This is a genomic window from Bifidobacterium sp. MSK.13.1 (assembly GCF_019131435.1).
In the GTDB taxonomy this organism is placed as follows: Bacteria; Actinomycetota; Actinomycetes; order Actinomycetales; family Bifidobacteriaceae; genus Bifidobacterium; species Bifidobacterium pseudocatenulatum.
This window is the reverse complement of sequence record NZ_JAHOMM010000003.1, coordinates 26,793-47,362: the sequence shown is the minus strand read 5'-3', so window position 1 is coordinate 47,362 and position 20,570 is coordinate 26,793. Positions and strand designations below refer to the sequence as shown.

The 20,570-nt window shown below is 56.4% G+C and carries 15 protein-coding genes and 2 tRNA genes; 14 read left to right on the top strand and 3 right to left on the bottom strand.

Annotation, left to right across the window (positions count from 1 at the left end; all coding sequences use genetic code 11):
- Positions 1-3: 3 nt before the first annotated feature.
- From mtrB to nhaA, 14 genes are all read left to right on the top strand, one after another.
- Complete coding sequence (gene mtrB / locus KSY55_RS04975) at positions 4-1,680, top strand: MtrAB system histidine kinase MtrB (protein WP_051662159.1); 1,677 nt, start codon at positions 4-6, stop codon at positions 1,678-1,680.
- On the top strand, positions 1,680-3,419 hold the full coding sequence (locus tag KSY55_RS04970) for an LpqB family beta-propeller domain-containing protein (RefSeq protein WP_117656428.1): 1,740 nt from the start codon (positions 1,680-1,682) through the stop codon (positions 3,417-3,419). The genes mtrB and KSY55_RS04970 overlap by 1 nt, the downstream gene beginning before the upstream one ends.
- 155 nt (positions 3,420-3,574) lie before the next feature.
- Positions 3,575-4,567, top strand: coding sequence for a substrate-binding domain-containing protein (locus KSY55_RS04965; protein ID WP_022244893.1), 993 nt, complete (start codon positions 3,575-3,577; stop codon positions 4,565-4,567).
- A gap of 136 nt (positions 4,568-4,703) precedes the next feature.
- A complete protein-coding gene (locus KSY55_RS04960) occupies positions 4,704-6,245 on the top strand; it encodes a sugar ABC transporter ATP-binding protein (protein ID WP_004223717.1) in 1,542 nt (513 codons plus the stop codon).
- Entirely contained in the window at positions 6,245-7,318 is a 1,074-nt protein-coding gene (locus tag KSY55_RS04955) for an ABC transporter permease (protein ID WP_022244892.1), read from the top strand. The genes KSY55_RS04960 and KSY55_RS04955 overlap by 1 nt, the downstream gene beginning before the upstream one ends.
- On the top strand, positions 7,315-8,340 hold the full coding sequence (locus KSY55_RS04950; RefSeq protein ID WP_004223719.1) for an ABC transporter permease: 1,026 nt from the start codon (positions 7,315-7,317) through the stop codon (positions 8,338-8,340). The genes KSY55_RS04955 and KSY55_RS04950 overlap by 4 nt, the downstream gene beginning before the upstream one ends.
- A gap of 200 nt (positions 8,341-8,540) precedes the next feature.
- Complete coding sequence (locus tag KSY55_RS04945) at positions 8,541-10,073, top strand: MFS transporter (RefSeq protein WP_254881871.1); 1,533 nt, start codon at positions 8,541-8,543, stop codon at positions 10,071-10,073.
- Positions 10,074-10,163: 90 nt separating this feature from the next.
- Complete coding sequence (locus KSY55_RS04940; RefSeq protein WP_117645658.1) at positions 10,164-11,822, top strand: ABC transporter substrate-binding protein; 1,659 nt, start codon at positions 10,164-10,166, stop codon at positions 11,820-11,822.
- A gap of 104 nt (positions 11,823-11,926) precedes the next feature.
- The gene (locus tag KSY55_RS04935) at positions 11,927-12,547 is read left to right on the top strand and encodes an ATP-dependent Clp protease proteolytic subunit (RefSeq protein ID WP_022244890.1); all 621 of its coding nucleotides are present in this window, start codon (positions 11,927-11,929) and stop codon (positions 12,545-12,547) included.
- A gap of 2 nt (positions 12,548-12,549) precedes the next feature.
- A complete protein-coding gene (locus KSY55_RS04930) occupies positions 12,550-13,251 on the top strand; it encodes an ATP-dependent Clp protease proteolytic subunit (protein WP_004223728.1) in 702 nt (233 codons plus the stop codon).
- Positions 13,252-13,396: 145 nt separating this feature from the next.
- Positions 13,397-14,710: an ATP-dependent Clp protease ATP-binding subunit ClpX gene (gene clpX / locus KSY55_RS04925; RefSeq protein ID WP_217749582.1), complete on the top strand. Its 1,314-nt coding sequence runs from the start codon at positions 13,397-13,399 to the stop codon at positions 14,708-14,710.
- Positions 14,711-14,877: 167 nt separating this feature from the next.
- Positions 14,878-14,951: transfer RNA gene (locus KSY55_RS04920), tRNA-Arg, on the top strand.
- Between the two features lie 44 nt (positions 14,952-14,995).
- Positions 14,996-15,069, top strand: a tRNA-Arg gene (locus KSY55_RS04915).
- A 357-nt stretch (positions 15,070-15,426) separates the two neighbouring features.
- On the top strand, positions 15,427-16,797 hold the full coding sequence (gene nhaA / locus KSY55_RS04910; protein ID WP_217749581.1) for a Na+/H+ antiporter NhaA: 1,371 nt from the start codon (positions 15,427-15,429) through the stop codon (positions 16,795-16,797).
- A gap of 124 nt (positions 16,798-16,921) precedes the next feature.
- On the opposite strand, the gene KSY55_RS04905 is transcribed toward nhaA, so the two are convergent.
- Genes KSY55_RS04905 through KSY55_RS04895 form a run of 3 tightly spaced genes read right to left on the bottom strand, consistent with a single transcriptional unit; the run spans position 16,922 to position 20,442 of the window.
- Positions 16,922-17,593 carry an O-methyltransferase gene (locus KSY55_RS04905; protein ID WP_004223752.1) on the bottom strand — a complete coding sequence of 224 codons (672 nt, stop codon included), beginning with the start codon at positions 17,591-17,593 and terminating at the stop codon, positions 16,922-16,924.
- Between the two features lie 4 nt (positions 17,594-17,597).
- On the bottom strand, positions 17,598-18,527 hold the full coding sequence (locus KSY55_RS04900) for a succinate dehydrogenase/fumarate reductase iron-sulfur subunit (protein WP_065439409.1): 930 nt from the start codon (positions 18,525-18,527) through the stop codon (positions 17,598-17,600).
- Between the two features lie 58 nt (positions 18,528-18,585).
- Positions 18,586-20,442 carry an FAD-binding protein gene (locus KSY55_RS04895; RefSeq protein WP_033524292.1) on the bottom strand — a complete coding sequence of 619 codons (1,857 nt, stop codon included), beginning with the start codon at positions 20,440-20,442 and terminating at the stop codon, positions 18,586-18,588.
- Positions 20,443-20,570: the final 128 nt, after the last annotated feature.

Sequence of the window (20,570 nt, the reverse complement as noted above, 5' to 3'; positions counted from 1 at the left end):
ACCATGCTGATGAGAACCCATCGAGTGTGGTGTATCTGGCATCGTGACAGACAGCAGGTGCGCCGATCATTGCAGGCGAGAACGGTGGCCGTGTCGATGCTGGTGGTGTTGCTGACGGCCGCGTTGCTGTCTTTGTTTTCCATGTACGTCATCAGGGGATCCGTGCTGAAGCAGGCGACGGATGACTCGCGCAGCGATTTCTCATCGCAGATTGTGCGCGTCCAGAAGCATCTGAATGCCTCGAATCTAACTGGAACGGACCAATACCAGCAGTTAGTGAGCAATCTGGCGTCCGAATTGCAAAGCAATGGTTCGAGCAATCTGGTCGGCGTGTACCTGATGGAACGTGATGCAGCGGATTCTGCGGAGCGTGGATTCGTGCCGGTATCGACGGAGCCGGAATATTCAAATCTGGTGTCGTCATCTATGCGCAACCGCATGCGTGCCGATACGTCCGGATTGATCTACTATCAGCCGGTACGTATTCCGAGAACTTCCGGAGGTACGCCCGGCGCGGTTTTGGGATCGGTGATTTCGTCGAATAACATGGGCTCATTGGAAGTGTTCGCACTGTACTCCTACCAATCGCAGCAGCAGGCGCTGAGTCAGATCCAGATCAACATGCTGATGGTGTGCGTGGCGTTGAGCGTGTTGATCGGGATGATCATTTTTCTGGTCATGCGTTCGGTTATCACTCCGGTACGGCGGGTCGCCTTGGCTACGGAAATCATGGCATCGGGAACTTTCGACGCCCGCGTGGCGGTGGACAGGGCCGATGAGATAGGCGTGCTGCAGAAATCGTTCAATGAAATGGCCGAATCGTTGGAGAATCAGATCGAAGAGCTGGAAAAAGCCGGGGATATGCAACGCAGCTTCGTTTCGGACGTCAGCCATGAATTGAGAACACCGGTGACGACCATGCGTATGGCCGCCGACATGCTGTCGATGCACAAAGACGAATACGATGCCACCACAAAGAGAACGGTGGAATTGCTGGATGGCCAGATCCGCAGATTTCAGGAAATGCTCGCCGATTTGTTGGAGATTTCGCGTTTCGACGCCGGGTATGCGGCGCTTGATTTGGTGGAGGCCGATATACGCGAGCCCATCGAACAGTCGGTTGAAGCGATTTCCGCCATCGCCCAGACCAAACATGTGCCACTGGATGTGCATATGCCCAACGTGGAAGTGCTTGTGAGAATCGATACGCGTCGTATAAGCCGTGTCGTACGCAATCTTCTCGCTAATGCCATCGATTTCGCGGAGGGCAAGCCGGTTGAGGTCCGTCTTGCCGCCAATCAGCGAATGGTAGTAATCAGCGTGCGCGATTACGGCGTTGGCATGACCTCGGAACAGTGTTCCAGAATGTTCGACCGGTTCTGGAGGGCGGATCCTTCCAGAGCGCGCACTACCGGAGGAACCGGTTTGGGCATGTCCATCGTACTGGCTGACACGAAACTGCATCATGGTGATGTTGCGGTGCGATCGCGGCTGGATGAAGGAACATGGTTTTTGGTGACGTTGCCTCGCAATCCGGACGATGTCGATTGCGGTATGAACAACGCTCCGATTCGATTCGCGACCGATGGCGACGATATGCGGGTGGTCGGAGGCTTTGGCGTTGCCGATAACGGATTCGTGGACTATCTGACCAATAAACCCATGGTGGAGGGGCTGTGATGACTGCGAAAAACATTCGTCGTGTGATTGCCGCGGTCTCATTAGTGGTATTGCTGGGATGCTCCATGATGCATCTGGCCGGATGCTCGAGCATATTGGGACTTCCTGAAGATGGTCCGGTGCAGACCATGACCCCGGAGGAACAAAGCACAAGAAGAGTGTTCACGTCTCCCGACGGGCCGGCCGATGACGCGCAGCCGGAAGCCATCGTCAAAGGATTTTTCGACGTCATGCCTGCGGGAGTGCAGAGTGACGGGTTCGCCACGGGCAAGCAGTTCCTTACCGATGGTGCCGCATCAAGGTGGAATGCCGATAACCGGACTACGGTATATGCCGACGTGCCGAAATTCGTGCGTAAGGCCAGCACGGTGGAGTCAGGGCAAGGCGGGCAGAAAACCGTGGTGAGCGTCAGCCTCCAGATACAAGGGGAACTGGATGCGCATGGCGTGTATACGGCGGTGGCGAGCGGAGGGGCAAAAACCTACGATTTCTCCCTCTCCAAAGTGCGTGGCCAATGGCGGATCAGCAAACTGCCGACAGGCGTGATGATCAGCTCCTACGATTTCGAGCAGGTGTACCGTCAGGTTTCGCTATATCAGTTGGGCTCTTCCGAAAAAGAACTGATCCCCGATGTTCGTTGGCTTTGCTGGAGGGATTGGCGGACGCGCGCCGTGCAGGAACTGCTTGCCGGAAATGCGGCATGGCTGGAAGGCGCGGTAAGCGACACCAATACCAAGCGGATCGTGTTGCAGCCCGACGGTGTGCAGATGCGCGATTCGGTGATGGAAATGAGTCTCTCATCGGCGATGGAACGAATGACGGATGCCGAACGTGGCATTTTGGTCAGGCAGATTCGCCTATCGTTGGGGGACGGCAGCGCCGAGACGGAAATCAAGGTGATGTCTGGAAACCATGACTATTCGCATGCCGATGATTCGTCGTCTCTTGATGCGCAGACTCCGCTGAATCCCATGTATACGTTGAGCGTCGGCAATATCATTTCGTTGAAATCCTACAGCGCCATTCGTGTGGCGCAAACGGATCTTTCGGACGTGCGAAGCTTCGTTTTCTCAGAACAGGGCGGAGCCGTGCTTGGTCGTGACGGATATGTGAAAAGGCTCGCAGAGGACGGTTCCACCCATGCATTGATGTTTTCAGGACGCATGATGAAAACCATCTGCAAAGGAAACGACTCCGAGATTTGGGGCATCGACACATCTGGCAAGCACATCATGGTCGATGATGACGGCACGGTTCTCACCCTTGACGTTCCCGGCCTCGTATCAGCACAAACGCTCCATTCCATGAGGCTTTCCCCTGAGGGGGACCGTATCGCATTCTCCATCGAATCGGATGGGGGAGCGCAGTCGGGTGTGGCCATCATCGGGATATGCCGGGACCATGATGGCTCCGTGGCTGGGCTGTCCCAAGCGTTCGCTTTGGTTTCCACACAGTCCAATGTGTCGATGATGACGTTCTATAACGACGTCACTTTTCTCTATGCCACGCAATACGAGCGGGGGCGTGCGCAGATCGGACGACGTCAGATGGTGCCTGGTCCTGAAACGAGTCAGGCGCTACCCGACAATGGTGCGGTCGATATGGCCACAGGAGAAGTCGGCACATATCGCAGGCTTGTCGTACTCGACCATCTCGGAGTGGCGAGAACGGTCGACGGATCGTTGGATGGTGCATGGACGATTGCTGATTCCCAAGTTACGTCGTTATCTGTGCAATAGTGAAAAAGTTGTAATTCCGCCATTGTTATCGTTTCGTTATTGACTTGTTATCGAAACGTTATTGCTATGGATTGAGACCTTGGATTGTTCGAACGATACTGAAAACACTGATGGCAAGGAAGCCCATCAATAGAAATACTCGAGGAGGAGTTTTCATGAAGAATTGGAAGAAAGCTATTGCGATTTGTGCTTCGGCGGCAGCTATGGCCAGCATGGCGGCCTGCGGTGGCGGCAGCTCCGATGGCGATTCCAGCTCCAGCAAGAGCGATAAGAAGACCATCGGTTTCGTGGCAGTCGGTCCGGAAGGCGGCTTCCGTACGGCCAACGAGAACGATCTGAAGAAGGCATTCGAGGATGCCGGATTCGATCTGGTGTACTCCCCGACGCAGAACAACGATCAGCAGAAGCAGATTCAGGCATTCAACAAGTTCGTCAACGACGAAGTCGACGCGATCGTGCTATCCGCAACCAACGATTCCGGTTGGGATGACTGCTTGGAGAACGCGGCGGAAGCTGAAATCCCGGTCTTCACCGTCGACCGCAACATCGATATCAAGAGCGATGCGGCAAAGAAGGCAGTCGTCTCGCACATCGGCCCGTCCAATGTCTGGGCCGGCGAGCAGGCCGCTGAATTCGTCAACAAGAGCTTCCCAGATGGCGCCAACGGCTTCATTCTGGAAGGACCGGCAGGCCTGTCCGTGGTGACCGATCGTGGCACCGGTTGGGATAACAAGGCAGCAAGCAATATCAAGGTGCTTGAGTCCCAGTCCGCCAACTGGTCCACCGATGAGGCAAAGACCGTGACAGCAGGTCTGCTCGACAAGTACAAGTCCGACAATCCGCAGTTCATCTTCGCCCAGAACGATGAGATGGGTCTCGGCGCGGCACAGGCCGTTGATGCCGCTGGTCTGAAGGGCAAGGTCAAGATCATCACCATCGATGGCACCAAGGCCGCTCTGCAGTCTCTGGTCGACGGCGATCTTTCCTACGTCATCGAGTACAACCCGATCTTCGGTAAGGAAACCGCCAACGCCGTCAAGGATTATCTGGATGGCAAGTCTGTTGAATCCGATATCGAGATCGAATCCAAGACCTTCGATGCAGACAGCGCCAAGGAAGCCTTGGATGCCGGTACCCGTGCGTACTGATCCGATCAGATAACTTTCCGAATAGCATCTCTCCTTTTCACATAGCCCAAGAACGGTGCACCGCATAGCGCGATGCACCGTTCGTTCCATCTTGGGCAAATATCACAAAACGATAACAATTTCGTAAGGCGAAGACATGGTAGATAAGCAACCAATCGTCGTGATGAAAGGTATCACGATCGAGTTCCCGGGCGTCAAGGCCCTGGACGGCGTCGACCTGCGTCTGTATCCAGGTGAAGTCCACGCTCTCATGGGCGAGAACGGCGCTGGAAAATCGACGATGATCAAAGCGCTTACCGGCGTGTACAGGATCAACGCGGGTTCCATTGAAGTGGAAGGCAAGCCGCAAACCTTCACCGGTACCGGTGATGCGCAGAACGCGGGCATCGCCACCGTGTATCAGGAAGTTAACCTGTGCACCAATCTCAGCATCGGCGAAAACGTCATGCTTGGTCATGAGGTGCGAGGGACGCTGGGCATCAACTGGAAGAAAACCTATGAGGAATCGAAGAAATTCCTCGCCCAGATGGGTCTGGATCATCTTGATCCGAGAGCACCGTTGAGCTCCATTTCCATCGCCATGCAGCAGCTGGTCGCCATCGCCCGAGCCATGGTGATCGATGCCAAGGTGCTGATTCTTGACGAACCGACGTCATCGCTTGACGCCAACGAAGTGCAGGATCTGTTCAAGATCATGCGCAAGATTCGTGATTCGGGTGTGGCGATCCTGTTCGTGTCCCACTTCCTTGACCAGATTTACGAGATCACCGATCGCCTGACCGTGCTCCGCAACGGTAAGTTCATCAAAGAAGTCATGACCAAGGACACTCCGCGTGACGAGCTCATCGGCATGATGATCGGCAAGAGCGCGGACGAGCTGAGCCAGATCGGCGCCAAGAAGGCGCATCGTGACGTGACTGAAGGTGAACAGCCCATCGTCTCCGTCAAGCAGCTTGGTCTGAAAGGCACCATCAATCCTACGGACCTAGATATCTACCCAGGCCAGGTTGTCGGCTTCGCAGGCCTGTTGGGATCCGGACGAACCGAACTCGGCCGACTGCTGTACGGTGCGGACAAGCCGGATTCCGGTACGTACGAGCTCAAAGGCAAGAAGACCAGTATCTCCGATCCGTACACGGCATTGCGCAACAAGATCGCATACTCCACGGAGAACCGTCGAGACGAAGGCATTATTGGCGATCTGACGGTCCGCGAGAACATTCTGATCGCCTTGCAGGCGACGAGAGGCATGTTCAAGCCGATTCCGAAGAAGGAAGCCGACGAGATCGTCGACAAGTACATGAAGGAGCTGAACGTTCGTCCGAACGATCCGAACAAGCTCATCAAGAACCTGTCCGGCGGCAACCAGCAGAAGGTGCTGATCGCACGTTGGCTGGCCACGCATCCCGACCTGCTCATTCTGGACGAGCCGACGCGAGGCATCGATATCGGCGCCAAGGCGGAAATCCAGCAGGTGGTGCTTGATCTTGCCGCTCAGGGCATGGGTGTGGTGTTCATCTCGTCCGAAATGGAAGAGGTGGTCAGGCTTTCTGACGACATCGAAGTGCTGAAGGATCGCCACAAGATCGCCGAACTCGTCAATGACAACACGGTTTCCCAGGAAACCATCGTCCAAACCATCGCGAACACGAACGTCAATACAGGAAAGGAGGCATGATGAGCGACAAGAAAACAAAGCAGGACGGCGATTCCCTCGTCAAGAAGCTGCTGTCGTCAAACCTCACATGGTCTGTGGTCGCACTGATTGTGCTGATCGTCATCTGCACCATCTCCGATCACCAATTCCTCTCGTTGAGCTGGAATAAGAACACCGGAGGTCTTTCGGGACCGCTGATCACCATGCTGCAGGAATCGGCGCGTTATCTCATGATCGCCACCGGCATGACATTGGTGATCTCCACTGCAGGCATCGACCTTTCCGTAGGTTCCGTTATGGCGGTTGCCGGTGCGGCGGCCATGCAGATGCTGACTTCCGGCGTTAACGTGTGGCTGGCGATTTTCCTCGCACTGCTCATCGGCCTCGGTGTCGGCTGCATCAACGGCGCATTGGTTTCCATTCTGGGACTGCAGCCGTTCATCACCACGCTGATCATGATGCTCGCAGGTCGAGGATTGGCCAAGGTCATCACTTCCGGCCAGAACACTGATGCCAGCTCCGTTGCAGGCGGCGCGCCGCTGAAATGGATGGCCAACGGCTTCATTCTGGGCATTCCCGCCAATTTCGTCATCGCATTGGTCATTGTCGCGCTGATTGGCCTGCTGTGCCGCAAAACGGCCATGGGCATGATGGTCGAATCCGTCGGCATCAATCCGGAAGCCTCCCGCATGACCGGCATCAAGCCGAAGAAGATCCTCTTCCTCGTATACGCGATTTCCGGTCTTCTGGCAGCCGTGGCAGGCCTGTTCGCCACCGCATCCGTGATGCGCGTCGACGTGGTCAAGACCGGGCAGGATCTTGAAATGTATGCCATCCTCGCAGTCGTTATCGGCGGAACCTCGCTGCTTGGCGGCAAGTTCTCCCTGGCTGGCAGCGCGCTTGGCGCGGTGATCATCGCCATGATCCGCAAGACCATCATCACCCTCGGTATCGATTCCGCCGCAACACCGGCATTCTTCGCCGTCGTGGTGATCGTGATCTGCGTGATGCAGGCTCCGAAGATTCATAACCTTGGCGCGGAAATAAAACGTAAGTGCGCGCTGAAGACGCAAACTAAGGCGGTGGCAGCATGACTTCTGCAACAGCTACTCAGGTCAAGAAGACCGTGAAACCGACTCGGCGTCGTCTTGACGCTCAGATGATTCCAACCATCGCAGCAGTGGTGATCTTCATTCTGATGATCATCATGGGTCAGGCGCTGTTCGGCACCTACCTGCGTCTTGGATTCGTGTCGTCCCTGTTCATCGACCATGCCTACCTGATTATTCTGGCCGTGGCTATGACGCTTCCGGTATTGACTGGCGGCATCGATCTGTCGGTTGGCGCCATCGTCGCCATCACCGCGGTCGTCGGTGTGAAACTCACCAACGCAGGCGTCGCGGCTCCGCTCGCCATGGTCGTCATGATTCTCATCGGCGTGGCGTTCGGCCTATTGACCGGCACCCTGATCGAAGAATTCAACATGCAGCCGTTCATCGCGTCGCTGGCTTCGATGTTCCTGGCGCGAGGCATCGCATCCATCATTTCGACCAAGGCGCAGACCTTCCCCGAAAATAACAACTTCGATTTCATTTCGCAGAAGATCACCATCATCGACAATCCGAAGATCTCCCAAGATCTGTACATCAATGTCGGTGTGATCATTGCGGCGCTCGTGGTTATCTTCGGGTACATCCTGCTGCACCATACACGCACCGGACGCACCATCTACGCCATCGGCGGCTCGCGCTCCTCCGCGGAACTCATGGGCTTGCCGGTCAAGCGCACGCAGTACGTCATCTACCTGACCTCCGCCACACTGGCCTCCATCGCCTCCATCGTGTACACGGCCAACATCCGCTCTTCCATCAACACGGTCGGCGTCGGCTGGGAACTTGATGCTGTGGCCTCCGTGGTCATCGGCGGCACCATCGTCACCGGCGGCTTCGGCTACGTGCTCGGTTCCGTCATCGGCGCTCTGGTCCGTTCCACCATCGACCCGCTGACCTCCGACTTCGGCGTGCCGGCCGAATGGACCACCATCGTGGTCGGCCTGATGATCCTGATCTTCGTGGTGCTGCAGCGTGCGGTCACCGCCTTCAACAAGAAAGAATAGGAGGAACGGCTCCAGTTCATACCATTTGTTTCTGATTCCCTTTGCGTAAGGCTGGACGTGCCGAAATGGTACGTCCAGCCTTACGCATGCCGTTCCCATCTAGGTCAGGGCTTCCATTACACTACACAGTGGTTTTCATACGAATGAATCATAGACGGCATCGCACAGGGCCGTAGGAAAAAGTGCGCGGATAAGGAATTATGGAAGAACGGAACATTACTACAACAACTGCAGCCACTGAATCGCAGGCGATTACGACAAACGCCGGAACTCAGGAAGCGGCGATTTCAGACGAACGCATCCCCGGCAAACTCATCGGAGCGATTGTGGCGGTCGGCTCCCTCGCCTTCATCGGCATTCTCACCGAAACCGTGATAACGGTGCTTTTCCCGCAACTCATGCGGGAATTCAACGTCGACACCGCAACCGTGCAGTGGATCACCACCATCTACCTGCTGGTGGTCGCCGCAACCATGCCGTTGTCGTCGTATCTTAACCGTCGGTTCAAGCACCGCACGCTGTTCCTTGCCGCGGTGTCGCTCGCGGTGCTTGGCTCGTTGATCATGATCGTCGGTCATGCGTTCCCGGTCATTCTCATTGCCCGTGTGATTCAAGGCATGGGTTCCGGTGTGGCCACGCCGTTGATGATCAACATCATTCTTGAACAGTCGCCAAAGAGCAAAGTCGGTCGTTTGATGGGCGTCGGTTCGCTGGTCATTACCGTCGCTCCGGCAATTGGTCCGACCGTTGGTGGCGCGGTGTCGAGCATTCTGCCATGGCGTGCGATTTTCGTGATTGTCATTCCGATCATTCTGCTGGTCTCGTTGCCGGTCGGTTTAAAATGCGTCGAACAGCATCGCCCGACGGAAGAGGCACGTCTCAATTCGTTGCAGTTCGTGTCGATTGTGCTTGCATTGTGCGGATTGGTGATGTTCCTGAACCAAGCTGGAGTGGCCGTCAGCGCCGCGGTTTCCGGCGGCAGCGCCACGGTGTCGGCAGTGTTCGCCGTGGTGAGTCTGATCGTTGGATTGGGGGCATTGCTGTTTTTCGGCTGGTCGTCGAAGCGTTCGTTCTCGCCGCTGATCCGTTTGGGCTGGCTGCGTGACCCGATGGTGTTGTTGCATTTGATCGCCTACATGCTGCTGCCGATCGTCGGCATCGGTTTCGGTTATGTGATCACCAATGTGGCGCAGCTTTCGTTGGGAACCAGCGCGTTCCTGTCCGGCGCGTTGGTGCTGCCGGGTGCGCTGATCGGCGCGTTTTTCGCACCGGTGGGAGGTATGCTGTACGACCGTTTCGGACCGGTGCGTCCGATTCTCGGCGCGTTTTTCGCCGCGATTTGTGGGCCGATTCTGCTGCTGGTATTTTCCATGCGACTGACACCCGTCACGCTTGCCGGTTTCTACTTCATTTTCGGATTTGGTTATTCGCTTGGTTTTTCCAATATCATGACCAATGCGTTGCGTAACATCGCACCTCAGTTCATGCCGGACGGCAATGCCGTGTTCAACACCTGCCTGCAGTTCGGCGGCGCGGCAGGCACCGCGCTGTTCTCCACGATTCTGTCGGTGGCTCAGGCTGGCGCAGGCGAAGAGGGGGGTGCCACGTTCCGTCACGCTACGGCTGTCGGTGGCAGCTGGACGTTCGCTACCATGATTGGTATCGTGGCCATTGCCATCTGTTGCTTGATTGCGGCGTTCCGTATTGGTGCGAAACGTAATAGCAGGCTATAGAAAAAGCCTGTAGCGTAAAGTGAGGAAAGCGTTCCGTCAAGGAATATCGGCTTGCTATGCTGTCTCTACCGTGTTATTGAGAGGACAGCAATGAGACTACAGCACCCGTATAGCGGCATCACTACCGGTCTGCTCAAGCCGATTACGGCGGCGCTTTCCATAGTTGCGCTGCTTGCGGGCTGTGGATCCGTGGAGGCGAAGGATTCCCAGCAGGAAGTCACCAGTGCCGATAAGGTGGTCAGCGTCAATATCACGGAACCATCGAATGGCTTGCTGCCAAGTGACACCAGCGATATGGCCGGTTGGAAAATCGTCAGCCAGCTGTATGACGGCCTGGTCACTTTCGATGCGGAAGGTAATGAGACGTTGGTCGAGGCCGAATCGATCACGCCGAATGACGACGCTTCCGAATACACCATCGCACTTAAACCGAATCTGGCGTTCTCCAATGGTGAGAAGATCACCGCCGACACGTACGCGAAAAGCTGGTCGTTCGCGGCCAATGCTGCCAATGGACAGGTCGGAGCCTCCATTTTCGAAGATATTCAGGGCTATGATGAGCTGCAGGATGCAAGTGGTTCCAAAACCGCGCAATTGTCAGGCCTTACCGTGGTCGACGACACTACGCTGAAGGTCAAGCTCAAAGCGTCGAATTCGGCGTTCCTGTACAAAATCGGAGATATCGCGTTTCTGCCGATGCCATCCGAAGTCATCAAGAATCCCAAGGAATACGGGCAAAAGCCGATTGGCAACGGTCCGTACAAGCTGAAGGCGTACAAAAGCGGCGAAGAAATCATTCTTGAAAAAGACGACTCCTACAAGGGGCCGCGCGAAGTCAAGAACGCAGGCATCGATTTCAAGGTGTATCAAAGTCTTGACGCGGCCTATTCGGATCTGCTGGCAGACAATCTTGACGTGCTTGATGCCATTCCGACTTCCGCGTTGAAAACCTATCAGAACGAAAAGAACATCACCGCCGTCAGTAAGCCCGGTCCGTCGTTCTCAGCATTTACGATTTCGCAGAATCTCAAGCATTTCCAAGGTGAGGAAGGCAAGTATCGCCGTCAGGCCATCGCGCATGCCATCGATCGTAAGAACATCGCTGGCTCGATTTTCGGCGGTACCGTGACGCCCGCCACCGATTTCCTTGCGCCGGTGATCAAGGGATACGATACCGATCTTGACGCTGATGGCGTGCTTACGTACGATGAGACGAAAGCCAAGGAATTGTGGGCGAAGGCGGATGCGATTTCGCCATGGAGCGGCACGTTCCGCATCGCATACAGCGCCGATGGCACCGATAAGGAGTGGGTGGAGGCTGCGGCCAATTCCATTCGCAACGCGCTTGGCATCGATGCGGAAAGCTATCCGTTCGCCACGTCCAAGGAACTGCGCAGCGCCATTCAGGAGCGCACCATCGACGCGGCATTCAAATCGGGCATGCAATCCGATTATCCGCATCCGGAAGGCTATCTGGTGCAGGCATACGACTCATCGGCAGCGGACGGCAAGGGTTTGAACAACGGTGATTACAAGAGCGACGAATTTGATGCGCTGATTGACCAGGCTGCTGCGGAGACCGATTTGGACAAGGCCGTGAGCCTGTATCGGCAGAGCGAACGTGTGTTGCTGAAGGATTTGCCGGTGATTCCTTTGTGGTATACCAACGTGACCGCGGCATCGGCCAAAAACGTGGAAGTGAGCTACAACTATATGGGCGTTCCCGAATACAACACCATCGTCAAGTAAGGTTTGTTCTAGCGTGAAGACTCCACTGTGAGCGCAATTTCACCACCCGTCGCTTCGAAGCGGTAGGCTGTGAAACTATAGAGAACATAGGAAAAGGAGACAAGGTGAGCAACCTCAGTGCACCCCTGCCCGTCATGGCCGGCGAAGATATGCCGGCCGGACCCGCCGATCCGATTTTCAACCGTCTGCTGAAAGACCGCATCATTTGGATGGGCGAGGAAGTCAAGGACGAAATGGCCAATCGCATCTGCGCACAGATGCTGATGCTGGCAGCTGAAGATCCGAAGAAGGATATTTGGCTGTACATCAATTCCCCGGGTGGTTCCATCACCGCAGGCATGGCCATTTACGACACCATGCAGCTTATCGAGCCTGACGTGGCGACCGTCGGCTTGGGCATGTGCGCATCCATGGGCCAGTTCCTGCTGAGCTCCGGCACCAAGGGCAAGCGATTCCTGACCTCGCATGCCCGTGTGCTGATGCACCAGCCGTCCGGCGGCATCGGCGGCACCGCCACCGACGTGCGCATCAACGCTGAACTGATCATGGACATGAAGAAGACCATGAGCGAGCTGACTGCCGAACAGACCGGCCATACCGTTGAGGAAATCTACCGCGACAACGAGTACGACCACTGGTTCACCGCGCAGGAAGCGCTGGAATACGGTTTTGTGGATAAGCTCGTTTCCACGCACGACACGATGAACGCCACCAAGGGAGAGTGAACATGGCAAGCGAAGAATCCCGATTCGTAGCCCGCGCAGAGCGTCTCGCAGGACCGACCGGAGTGGTTGGTTTCCAGGCTGCAGCAGCCCGCGAAGCCGCTTTCGCGCCGCAGAACCGTTATGTTCTGCCGCAGTTCGAAGAGAAGACCCCGTACGGTTTCAAAAGGCAGGATCCGTACACCCGCTTGTTCGAAGACCGCATCATCTTCATGGGCGTGCAGGTCGACGACACTTCCGCCGATGACATTATGGCTCAGCTCCTGGTGCTCGAAAGCCAGGATCCGAACCGTGATGTGATGATGTACATCAACTCTCCGGGCGGTTCCATGACGGCTATGACCGCCATCTACGACACCATGCAGTACATCAAGCCGGATGTGCAGACCGTATGCCTTGGACAGGCCGCTTCCGCAGCCGCCATTCTGCTGGCCGCCGGAGCCAAGGGCAAGCGTCTGATGCTGCCGAACGCGCGCGTGCTCATCCATCAGCCGGCCATCGATCAGGGCTTCGGCAAGGCGACGGAAATCGAAATCCAAGCCAAGGAAATGCTGCGTATGCGTGAATGGCTTGAGAACACGCTGGCCAAGCATACCGGTCGCGATGTGGAGAAGATTCGCAAAGACATCGAGGTCGACACCTTCCTGACCGCACCTGAGGCCAAGGAATACGGCATTGTCGACGAAGTGCTGGAACACCGTAGCTGAACGGCGCATATGCGAGGTTCCATCTGAAGTCGCATCTTCACAAATCAATACCCCTGCCGGGCGTTGGCAGGGGTATGCTGTTCTTCAATGATGATTGCATGATGGCGATTGCTCAATGGCAGGTACGGCAAACAAAGGGGTGCGAATGGGACGAGTGGTCAGCTACAACGATGAAGTGTCACGATGCACGTTCTGCGGCAAAACCGAAAATCAGGTACGTAAGCTCGTTACCGGATCAGGTGCGGCCATTTGCGACGAATGCATCGAACTGTGCGTCGACATCATTTCCGAAGAACGTGTCAAAGACGCCCAGCTGAACACATTGCAGCTGCCGAAACCCGCACAGATCAGCGCCTATCTCGACAACTACGTGGTCGGGCAGGAATCCGCTAAAAGAACGCTTTCCGTGGCCGTATACAACCATTACAAGCGCGTCAATATGGAAATGCGCGAATCCGCGGCATTGCGCGATCGTGCGGCGCATGCGAGCGACGATCCACTGGCCGGCGTGCAGGTGTCCAAATCGAATATCCTGCTGCTGGGGCCGACCGGCGTGGGCAAAACGTATCTTGCGCAGACGCTGGCGAAGGTCATGAATGTGCCGTTCGTCATCGCCGACGCCACCACACTCACTGAAGCGGGGTATGTGGGCGACGATGTGGAAACCGTACTGCAACGGCTTATACAGGCCGCTGACGGCGATGTGGCGCGAGCGCAGCAGGGCATCGTCTATATTGACGAAATCGACAAGATAGCGCGTAAGAGCGGCGAGAACACGTCTATTACGCGAGATGTGTCCGGTGAGGGCGTGCAGCAGGCTCTGCTGAAGATTTTGGAAGGTACTGTGGCATCCGTGCCGGTGGAGGGTTCGCGTAAGCATCGTGAGATGGAGACGGTGCAGATCGACACTCGTGACATTCTGTTTATCTGCGGCGGCGCGTTTGTCGGGCTTGCCGATATTGTGGCGCAGCGTTTGGGCGCTCGTGAAAGCGGATTTGGTGCCGCGTGGCATGATCATGAGGTGCCGAATCGTGAGCTGCTTGCCCAGGCTTCGGCCGACGATCTTGCCGATTTCGGTTTATTGCCTGAATTCATCGGTAGATTGCCGGTGGTGAGCGTGCTTGAGGAGCTTACGGAGGATGATTTGGCGCGCATTCTGGTCGCACCGGAGAACGCACTGGTCAAGCAGTATCAGAAGTTGTTTGCGATTGACGGGGTGACGTTGACGTTCACTGAGGGGGCGGTGCGGCAGATCGCGGCCACTTCGATTCGCAGGGGCACGGGCGCCCGAGGCCTTCGATCGATTATCGAAAAAACCTTGGAGGACACGATGTTCCAGCTACCAAGCGTGACTGGCGTATCGGAGGTGATGGTGGATGAGGCGTCCGTCAATGGTTCCGGCACTCCGAAACTATTGAAGGTTTCCACGGAGGAGATTCCTCGCAGACGTGCCGCGTAGTGCATTCGGCGTGTTGCGCGTCGTATGTGCGAGAGTTCAGATTTCGTAGGGTTGAAGCAAGTATGGATGCCGGTGCGAAATCCACGAAAACAGGCGCGACACGCCGAGATTTTGCTGCGCGGCCATTTGGGTGTATCTTATTCGAGTTGCCGAAAACAAGCAACGTTGCGCGAGTAGCCCAGCGGATTAGAGCAGCTGACTACGGATCAGCAGGTCGCAGGTTCGAATCCTGTCTCGCGCACCGGCCACCGGTCATCAGGCGGCATAAATAAATGAGATGACGTTGCGCGAGTAGCCCAGCGGATTAGAGCAGCTGACTACGGATCAGCAGGTCGCAGGTTCGAATCCTGTCTCGCGCACATGAACCTCCTTCGCGAAATGCGGAGGAGGCTTTCTTTTTTCTGGAAGTGACGGCGGCGCTGCCGTGAATAGTGTTCGAGTCAATGCGATTCGCAAACCTACCAGAATGCTTATGTAAAGCGGCTGTTGTCGAGATACGTTCGGTTTCTCTCCGAGCGAACGGTGTGGTACAAGAAAAGCCGCCATGCCGAATAAACCCGTAAACACCAGTGAAAAAGACGGTTTGGAAACATAAACGCCGACACCTCTCGGTACACTGGAACCGCTATTGAAGCGTCTGCGCATGCCAATACCGCAGACGCTTTTCTTAAGTGAATGGCGGGCCGTGGATACTCGCGGCAACAGACGGGAGAGCAATGACCGAACGTAAGCAGGGACTCTGGGCGAAAATACGATACATAGCCGCTTCCGACCGCATATCTGGTCTGATTATGCTTGGCTTCGCCCTCGCAGGTCTGTTGCTTGCCAATCTGCCGTTCACGGCGCATGCGTTCGAAGAGTTGGAGAATTTCCGCATCGCCATTCCCTACACCAATATCGATATGGGATTGGGACACTGGGTGCAGGATGGTCTGCTGACGGTGTTCTTCCTGACTGTCGGACTGGAATTGAAACAGGAACTCGCCACAGGTTCGCTGTCGAACCCCAAGGCTGCTGCAGTGCCGATGCTGTGCGCTGTGGGCGGTATGATGGCTCCTCCGGTGTTGTTCCTGCTGGTATTGTTCCTGTTCTCCGGTTTCGGATCCGATCCGTTGGCCATCGCTTCGGGAACGAGTTTCACCTTTGGTGAGATGTCTCATGGTTGGGCGGTTCCTACGGCCACTGATATCGCGTTCTCTTTGGCTGTGCTTGCTTTGTTCGCCAAAGCGCTGCCGGGCTCCATTCGCGCGTTCCTGATGACGCTTGCCACAGTGGACGATCTGCTGGCCATTATTCTGATCGCGGTGTTCTTCTCTTCGGTGAACGCATGGTACTGGTTCGTCGGCATCGCCGTATGCGCTGTCGTATGGTATTTCCTGGTGCGTATGCGCAAAGTGCCATGGCTTGCCGTGGCCATTGTCGGCATTCTGGCTTGGGTGATGATGTTCGAAGCTGGTGTGCATCCTACTTTGGCTGGCGTGCTTGTTGGATTGCTCACGCCGGCTCATGAGCGTTTCGGAGAGAAAACCCCACGCGCCGAACGCTATGCGGACAAGCTGCAGCCGTTTTCCGCGTTGCTGGCTCTGCCGATTTTCGCCTTGTTCGCCACTGGTGTGCATTTTGAATCGTTGACGTCGGCCCTGTTCATTTCGCCGGTCGTCGTTGCCGTTATGGTGGCTCTGGTGGTCGGCAAGCCGTTGGGCATTATGATCACGGCATGGCTTTCCACGCATGTGGCCGGATTGAAAATGGCTAAGGGATTGCGTGTGCGCGACATGTTCCCCGCGGCCTGCGCATGTGGCATCGGCTTTACCGTATCTTTCCTGATTTCCTCGCTTGCATATCAGGATGCCGAACTGTCTGCTGAAGCACGTTTCGGTGTGTTGGTCGGTTCCATAGTCGCGGCGGTGATTTCCGGCATTCTGCTGAGCCGCCAATCCAAGAAGTTTGAGCTTGCCGCTGCCGCATCCTCGAAGCATAAGCATCATACTGCTGACGAGGATGCTGCTGGGGAAGTGGAATCCGTGTTGGAAGACGGCACTGTTGTGGTCAGCCAGATGATCGACACACATCCAAAGGTCAAATAACGACGTTCCGGCGTATGGCATTCCGCGCCATACGCCAGACACAACAAAAGCCGACACTCATCACTTATCCGTGAGTGTCGGCTTTTTGTATGAGGAAACGGTAGGCCGCTGGGAACGGCATGCTCTAGCGCTTGACGGCCACGAGCAAACCTGTACCTGTCGGGGTGAGGGCAGTGACGAAACGCTCATCGGATTCCACGGTTTCCAGCAAACCACGCATGGCAATGGATTTGGCGTCACGATTGGCGGGATTCAAAACGCCGCCTGCGGATGTGGCTGAATCAAAAGCAAGAATATCGGTGAACACGATTACGCCATGCTTCTTCAACAGGCGGGGAGCCTGCTCGAAGGAAGCGCCGTAATTTTCCGCGTCACCGGCAACTACAATCAAATCGTAGTTTTCTGCATTCAGACGTGGCAAAAACACGTCGACGGGAGCGTTGACGGCGCGAAGCGTGGTCTGTGTCTCGTCGGAAAGCCGATTAAACAACGTACGAATCAGCGCAATACCCTGGGAAGAGGAATCAACCGCCGTAAGCTGACCGGAATTATCCAAACCGTTGACCAGCTGCAACGTTTCCACCACGGAACCGGTGCCGACGGCGATCACCGATGTCGCATTCACCATATGCACGAGCATGCGCAACAGCTCGGCTTGGGCTGCTGAACCCTGCGGAATGCCTGCTTCTTCAGCATGGGTGCGAATAGCATTCAAGTCGGTTGACTGGCGGGAGAACGCATGGTCCTCAACGTATTCCCATGACTTGGCGAGATTGGTATATGACGTTCTATCCATGGGTTCAGCGTTCCTTGACTTGGGCGATCAGCTGCCAGATTTCCTCGCCGACGTCAATGCCACGCGGGCATTCGCGGGTACATGCGCGGACCGACTGGCATGCGGCGATGCCATCGGCGGAATCAATGGCATCCATGCGTGCGTTCGCCTGACCGTCGCGGGAATCGTTGATGAAACGAGACGCCGCGATAAGGGCTGCAGGTCCGATGAACGCTTCGCCGCCCGCATACACAGGGCAGCTGCCTTCGCAAGTGCCACAGGCGATGCAGTTGCTGAGAAGCTCATACTTGGCAAGCTGCTGGGGATTCTGCAGATATTCGAAAGCGTTGATCTTGCCGTCCGCAGTGGTGGCGAGTTCTCCACGCGCCTGCAGATAGGGCTTGAGTTTTCTGATTTGGTTGAGCATCTGATCGATATCGGCAATCAAATCGCGCTGCACCGGGAAACCCGGCAGGGGAGCGAGCTCGATGACGCCAAGATCCCCTGCGCCGACCGCATTTTCCTGAATGTCGGAAACATCTCCGGTGTGTCGGAATCCTTCATCGTCGACCAATGTCGGATTCGACGGTTTGGCCCAATCCTTGACGGACGCGGTGCACAGCAGGGTGGGGGTGCCGTTGATGGACACCGCATCGGAACCGCACATGCCATGTCCGCACGAATAGCGGAATGCCAGCGTCGGATCGATGGTACGTTTGATCTTCAACAGGCAATCAAGCACCGTGTCTTCCGGACGCACGTTCAACGTGTAATCCTGCAACCACTGCTTGCCGCGCGGGCGGCGGCGCGCCGACATGCCGGAATCCCCAAACGGAGAGCTTTTTCTGGCGAACGGAGAGCCGCCACGTTCGCGGTCGCGGGCACGCTCGGCGCGCGGGGCAAACCTATTCACCCGCAATGTCACCGTATTCACGCCGTTTTCCATACCGCTCATGTACCCGCCTTTCCAGTAAAACCGTCAACTAGTCTGCCATACGCCGTGCCCAGCGGAATCAGTATTCGCGGGCTTTTGGCGGCATATTCACAATGTGCACCGGCTGCCAGGAAATCTGGCCGGAGGCATTCACCATGGAATGGGCCAGGAAATGCTCATCGTCGCGTTCCGGAAAATCAAGACGCTTCAGCGAGCCACGGGATTCGTGACGCGCATCGGATGAGGTGAGTACGGCCTTGCCGAGTTCCAGAAGGTGGCGGACCTCCCAAATGGCGGTGATCTCCTGGTTGAACGTGGGGGAGTCGGAATGCGCGTGCAGGGCTTCGGCACGGGGCGCAAACTCATCATGCAATGCCGTTAGCGCCTGTTCGATACCCTGCTCGTCGCAACGCACGGCGACAGCGCGTTCCATGACGGTACCCAGATCGGCCATCAGCTGGTAAGGATTGTCGGCTGCATGCTCCTCGTCTTCCGGAAGCTGCACCAGCAGATCCTTGAGTTCGTTGGAACGGGTGTCAGCGGCCTGCTGGACCGCATCCGAACCATTGTCGGCGTCGGATTCAGCCATGGGATCGTTCACTGGAGCGCTGGAAATGCGTTCCGCCAGCGCCTTGCCGGAGCGGGTGCCGAACAGGCATGCATCCAGCAGGGAATTGCCGCCGAGACGGTTTGCGCCGTGCACGGACACGCATGCGCATTCGCCGGCAGCGAACAGGCCTTCGACGACATTTCGTTCGTCGTTCTGCCAACGGTAGACTTCGCCGTCGGTGGTGATCGGAATGCCACCCATGGTGTAATGCGCGGTAGGCTTAACCGGCACGAAATCGTGTGTCGGATCAAGATCCGCATATTTTTCGATGGTTTCCACCACCTGCGGCAGTACCTCATGCATATGGTCGGCATCAATACCGGTCATATCAAGCCACACGCAATCCTTTGGCCCTTCGGGGTCCTTCGGATCCGCCACGCCGTGGCCGGCATCGATTTCAGCCATAATGGAACGGCTCACCACATCTCGTGCAGCCAAATCGGCATGGCCGGGAGCATACTTTTCCATGAATGCCTCGCCATCGGCATTGCGAAGCACGCCGCCTTCCGCTCGTGCCGCTTCAGACAGCAGAATGCCGGTATGCGCCAGACCAGTCGGGTGGAATTGCACGAATTCGCTGTCTTCAAGCTGCAGTCCCGCTTGCAGTGCGAGAGCCATGCCGTCGCCGGTCAGATCCCATGAATTGGAGGTGGTGTGGAATAGGCGGCCTGCGCCTCCGGTGGCCAGAAGCACGTTGCGTGCGTGGATGGCGTGCGTTTGGCCCTTATGCGTGTCAAATGCCACTACGCCTTCGACTTTGGATCCGTCTTCGGTGATTACCAGATCGGTCACGTACCATTCCTCGGCGAATTCCACGCCTTCGGCCACGCATTGCTGCCACAAGGAGAAGAGGATCTGATGGCCGATGCGGTCGGCCGCGTAGGCGGCGCGGCGAACCGGTTCCTTGCCGAAATCCTTGGTATGTCCGCCAAAACGTCGTTGTGCGATATGGCCGTCCTCAGTACGGGAGAACGCCACACCGTCATGTTCCAGATCGATTACGGTTTCCGACGCCTCTTTGGCGAGCAGTTCGGCCGCGTCCTGGTCGACGAGCCAATCGCCGCCTTTGACCGTGTCGAAGTAGTGCCAGTGCCAGTCGTCTTTTTCGACGTTGCCGAGGCTGGCCGCAATGCCGCCTTCCGCGGAACCGGTGTGCGAGCGCAACGGCTGGAGTTTGGAGATCACCAGGATGTTCGGCTCGATGCCGGCTTCCTTCAGGGCTTGCATTTGTTCGCTTCGCAGCATTCCCAATGCTGCGGACAGGCCTGCTGCGCCTGCGCCGACGATTACTGCATCATACATATCTTCAACATGCTTCGGACTCATAGCAACGATTTTCGCACAAGGTGTGACCTCATTGCGGTTTGCCGGTTGGCGGGTTTGCCGCTGCATGCGTGGTTATGCGTGTCTGATGCGTATGTTTTCGATGGATTCCGTTGATCTGTGCAGACTTG